The sequence below is a fragment of the Pseudomonas sp. 05T35 genome (genome assembly GCF_056396605.1).
In genome coordinates this window covers 1-4,222 of sequence record NZ_JBFTLU010000611.1, presented here as the reverse complement: position 1 = coordinate 4,222, position 4,222 = coordinate 1, and the positions used below count along the sequence as shown (strand labels likewise).

Here is a 4,222-nt window from a genome sequence, read left to right as displayed (position 1 = left end):
GTCGTGAAGTTTGTAGCCGGCCAGGCTCGCCAGTTCGAGAAACGGTGCACCGGGGTCCAGCAGCAAGTTCAGCCGTTCGCGAGGCAGGAGTTGCCCCCGTTTGTCGAATTTCGGTTTCGCTTCGGCAGCCTTGCTCAGCAGGTTGCGTTCCAACTGGCGGATCTGCTCGATGCTGCTCAATAGCGCCTCGCGGTTCTGGGCAAACTGCGGGCTGTGGATGTCGAGTTGCGACTCAATCTGCGGCATGGTTCAGTCCTCGCCCTTGAGCACGTCGGGTAAGTCCGCGCGGTGAAAACCATTGAACGACTCACTGTGCTGCGCCTTGTGCAGTGGCCAGGCGCGACCGCCGAGGCTCGCCGCACCGTCGATTCGCAGTGTGCTGCCACTGATAAAGGCCGCCGCCGGGCTCAGCAGGAAAACAATCGCCGCGCTGACTTCCGACTCGCTGCCGATCCGCTTGAGCGGCACGTGTTCGCGCAGGGTCGGGATCAGCGCCTTGAACGCACCTTCGTAGGTGTCCATGCCGCTGGAGGCAATCCAGCCGGGCGCCACCGCGTTGACCCGCACCCCGGCGTAACCCCATTCGACCGCAGCGGTCTTGGTGACGTTGTCCATGCCCGAACGTGCCGCGCCCGAATGGCCCATGCCGGGCATGCCGCCCCACATGTCAGCGAGCATGTTGACGATGCTGCCACCGTGCTTGCACATCGACTGATTGAACACCTCGCGGGCCATCAGGAACCCGCCCACCAGATTGGTCCGCAGCACGGTTTCGAAACCTTTCTGATTGATCGAGGCCAAGGGCGCCGGGTATTGACCGCCAGCATTGTTGACCAGGCCGTGAATCGGCCCGTGATCCTTGATCAGTTGCCCGACCAGTTGCGTGACCGCGTCCTCGTCGCGGATATCGCAGGCCTGCCAATCGGCCTTGCCGCCGTCCTCGAAGATTTCCGTCGCGACCTTTTGCAGTTTCTCGGGTTTTCGCCCGACCAACAGCACATGCGCGCCGAGGGCCGCCAGTTCGTGGGCGGTACAACGGCCGATGCCACTGCCGCCGCCAGTGACAATGATCGTCTGGCCGGCAAACAGCTCGGGTTTGAATATCGAATCAAAGGCCACGGCAACCATCCTCTACTTGACTTGGTCAGCGATGCCTTGCGGCACCGGGATCTGGATTTCCAATAGTTGCTGGGCGAACGCCTTACCTTGCGGGTCGATCCGCAGGCTGGCCACGCCACCGCCACCGAGGGCGTTTTCCAGGAGAAAATTCAGGCTGTGAGTGCCGGGCAAATACCAGCGCTCGACACGTCCGTGGATCGGGTCAAGCACGTGACTCATCCAGTCGACGATCACTGCAGGCGTCAACGCTTCGGCGATCCACGGCAGGTATTCGGGGGCACGGGCCATGACGCCGATATTGCTGTGATTACCCTTGTCGCCGGAGCGCGCCACGGCGAGTTTCACCAGCGCCACACTGGCATCGGCTCGCCCATGGGGTTTGGGCGGATCAAAGGGCACCGGCAGGTCGGCAACGTCGAGGTGATCGAGGGCGGGCAGGGCGCAGGGATGACGCTGGCCCTGCAGGTCGATTTCCAGTGCACAGGTATTTTTATCGATCAGGAACGAGAACAGACGGATCAATGGGTACACGGTTGGCCGGCCGCCGACGATTCCGGTCAACCCCGGCGCCATTCCGGTGGCGGCTTGAGCGATCTCTCGGGAAAACAGGATCAGCGCTTGTTTGTCCGGGTGCCGTACCGCCAGTTTGATCACCACTTCGCGGCTGTCCTGGCGCTGGCCATGTGGACCATAAGTTGCTTCACTGCCGAGTAGCTCAATGTTCACTTCGCTGTAGGGCGCCCAGCCGCGTTGGCTGAACATCGTCGGCGCTGACTTCGACGATGGGGAAACCGATGTGTTCGTAGTCGGGCACCTCTTGCCAATCGGTGAAGTTGCCGCCGGTGCACTGCGCGCCGCATTCGATGATGTGCCCGGCCAGCGCGGCCTGGGCCAGTTTGTCGTAGTCCTGCCACGACCAGCCGAACTCATGCACCAATGCCGCGCTGACCACGGCGCTGTCGACCACTCTGCCTGTGATAACGATGTCCGCACCCAGGCGTAGTGCCTCGACGATGCCGGGGGCGCCGAGGTAGGCGTTGGTCGACACGCACATCGGCGGTAGGGGCGCGCCGCTGAACATTTCCTTTACGTCGCAGGCTGCCAGTTGCTTGAACTGCGGCTGCAGGTCATCACCGAGCAGCACGGCGATTTTCAGTGGCACACCGGCGCTATCGCAAGCCGCTTGCAGCGCCGCTGCGCAGGCCAGCGGATTGATTCCGCCGGCGTTACTGATCACGCGGATGTTCTTTTCCAGGAGTTTCTTGAGGAGCGGGCTGAGGACCTCGACGAAGTCGGTCGCGTAACCGGCGTGGGGGGCTTTCATCCGTGCGCCGGCCATCAGCGACAGGGTGATTTCTGCCAGATAGTCGAACACCAGATAGTCCAGCCGGGCACCTTCAACCAACTGCGCGGCGGCGGTCGAGGTGTCACCCCAGAAGGCACTGGCGCAGCCGATACGAACGGTTTTGTTCATTGCAAGCCTCCGACAGAAGTGACTCGAGACTACCAAGCAAGCGCTTGGTTTGTAAATGCTGGTTACATCTTCTTCCCAAGCGCTTGCTTGGTMGTCCCGGTCAGCTTAAATTGCCCGCGCAAACCCATTGCATTCGTGGTGTGATCGCACAATTGATTGAGCGACTGTAGGAGAGAACGGGTGGACGAGCAAAAAGCCCTGCTGGTAATGCGCGAGTTGGTCGACAACGGGCAACTGACCGATCCCGACAGCGCTCGCGGCAAACTGCTGCAAATGGCCGCTCACCTGTTTCGCAACAAGGGCTACGAGCGCACTACGGTGCGTGACCTGGCCAGTGCGGTCGGGATTCAGTCGGGAAGCATTTTTCATCACTTCAAAAGCAAGGATGAAATCCTGCGGGCGGTGATGGAGGAAACCATTCGCTACAACACCGCCTTGATGCGCGCCTCCCTGGCGCAAGCGACCAACGTGCGCGAGCGGGTGCTGGCGCTGATCCGCTGTGAGTTGCAGTCGATTATGGGCGGCAGCGGCGAAGCGATGGCGGTGCTGGTAAACTTATTAAATAGCCATCACCAAGTTGTCTAAGTGGGTAAAACCGCCTAGCTTGGGTGTAGTCGATATTCTTTTAGAGGTGGGTTAGTTTTGATGTCTTCGCCAGTTCGGAAGGCTTTACGGATTTCGCTGATGGCGCTGGGTGCGCTGTCCGTACTGCCGGCTTCGGCCGCACAAGTGGTGCAGGTGGGCGCTGCGCATTTTCCGCCGTATACCGTTCGACCGGAGAATGGCGACGATACCGGGCTGCTACCGCAGTTGGTCGAGGCGCTGAACAAGTTGCAAACCGACTATGAGTTCAAACTCGTGCCGACCTCCTTGCAGCGTCGATTTGGTGATTTCCAGGACGCCCGGGTTGACATGGCGATCTTCGAAAACCCGGAGTGGGGCTGGAAGGATATCCCGCACAGCACGGTCGACATGGGCCTGGAAGATGCTGAAATCTTTGTCGCACAGAGCAAACCGGAGCGTCAGCAGGGCTACTTCGCGGATTTGAAGGGCAAGCGTCTGGCGTTGTACAAGGATTATCACTACGAGTTTGCCGGGTTCAATGCCGATCCGCAGTATCTCAAGAACACTTACAACGCGACGCTCACGACTTCCCACGACAGCAATATTTTAATGGTCCTTCGCGATCGTGCCGACATCGCATTGGTCACACGTTCGTACCTCTACGATTACCTGCTGCGCAATGAAAAGGTCAGGCCGCAGTTGCTGGTATCCCAGCGCATCGATCAGGTTTATCACCATTACGCGCTGTTACGTCCGCAAGCGCCGATCAGCGCAGAAACCTTCGGCAAGTTGCTGCAGGGGTTGCGGGATAACGGGCAGATGCTGAAGATTTTCGATCCGTACAAAATTGCCATCGTGCCGGTGCCGAAAAGCTGAAGCCAGGCCAGCGGTCAGTGCTTTCATTGCGAGAAGGAATTCGATTTTCCGCACAAGTGTGCAGCACTGATGATCCTGGGCGGCGAGCGGTTTTTTGATCGGTGTTCGTTGGCGTGACGCTCAAGGTCTGCATTGGGCTTGAGTCCACCATCGCGAGCAGGCTCGCTCCCACATTTGACCTGTGTACAC

The 4,222-nt window shown here is 59.8% G+C and carries 2 protein-coding genes and 3 pseudogenes; 2 read left to right on the top strand and 3 right to left on the bottom strand.

What is annotated here, in order from left to right:
- The 3 genes and pseudogenes from AC1DH9_RS27960 to AC1DH9_RS27950 form a co-directional block, all read right to left on the bottom strand.
- Positions 1-246 (bottom strand): annotated as a pseudogene (locus AC1DH9_RS27960) (acyl-CoA carboxylase subunit beta); the annotation flags it as partial.
- 3 nt (positions 247-249) lie between these two features.
- A complete protein-coding gene (locus tag AC1DH9_RS27955) occupies positions 250-1,119 on the bottom strand; it encodes an SDR family oxidoreductase (RefSeq protein WP_427543595.1) in 870 nt (289 codons plus the stop codon).
- A gap of 12 nt (positions 1,120-1,131) precedes the next feature.
- Positions 1,132-2,593 (bottom strand): annotated as a pseudogene (locus AC1DH9_RS27950) (acyclic terpene utilization AtuA family protein).
- Positions 2,594-2,773: 180 nt separating this feature from the next.
- On the opposite strand from AC1DH9_RS27950, the pseudogene AC1DH9_RS27945 reads away from it, so the two are divergent.
- Positions 2,774-3,145, top strand: a pseudogene (locus tag AC1DH9_RS27945) (TetR/AcrR family transcriptional regulator); the annotation flags it as partial.
- A 93-nt stretch (positions 3,146-3,238) separates the two neighbouring features.
- The gene (locus AC1DH9_RS27940; protein ID WP_427543601.1) at positions 3,239-4,033 is read left to right on the top strand and encodes a substrate-binding periplasmic protein; all 795 of its coding nucleotides are present in this window, start codon (positions 3,239-3,241) and stop codon (positions 4,031-4,033) included.
- Positions 4,034-4,222: the final 189 nt, after the last annotated feature.

What these genes read in the sequence shown, in the direction of transcription:
- AC1DH9_RS27940 (WP_427543601.1), top strand. Translation starts at nt 3,239, where the DNA reads ATGTCTTCGCCAGTTCGGAAGGCTTTACGGATTTCGCTGATGGCGCTG.